1 protein-coding gene is annotated in these 442 nt (G+C 58.6%); it reads left to right on the forward strand.

All coding sequences use genetic code 11. The features are described from left to right. A partial coding sequence (locus K5Q99_RS22090) for a VCBS domain-containing protein (RefSeq protein WP_220778152.1) occupies nt 1–442 on the forward strand: 442 nt, incomplete at both ends.

Genomic DNA, 442 nt, shown 5'->3' on the forward strand with positions numbered 1-442 from the left:
TTACCGGCACCAACGATGTGCCTGTGATTGCTGGCGACGATGTTGGCGCGGTCACTGAAGATGCCACCGATCCAGTTCTGACTGACAGCGGCACCTTAACCATTACCGATGCCGACAGCGGCCAGGCCGTGTTCCAAGCCGGCAACGGCACTCCAAGTGTTGGCGCGCTCGGCAGCCTGACTATCGATGCGGCGGGCAACTGGACTTACAACGTCGATAACGCCGACGTGCAATATCTGGCTGAAGGCGAAACCAAGGTCGAAACCTTTGTGGTGTTGAGCCAAGACGGCACTGAGCACACGGTCACCATCACCATTACCGGCACCAACGATGTGCCTGTGATTGCTGGCGACGATGTTGGCGCGGTCACTGAAGATGCCACCGATCCAGTTCTGACTGACAGCGGCACCTTAACCATTACCGATGCCGACAGCGGCCAGGC

It is taken from the genome of Shewanella hafniensis, from assembly GCF_019655335.1.
GTDB lineage: Bacteria > Pseudomonadota > Gammaproteobacteria > Enterobacterales > Shewanellaceae > Shewanella > Shewanella hafniensis.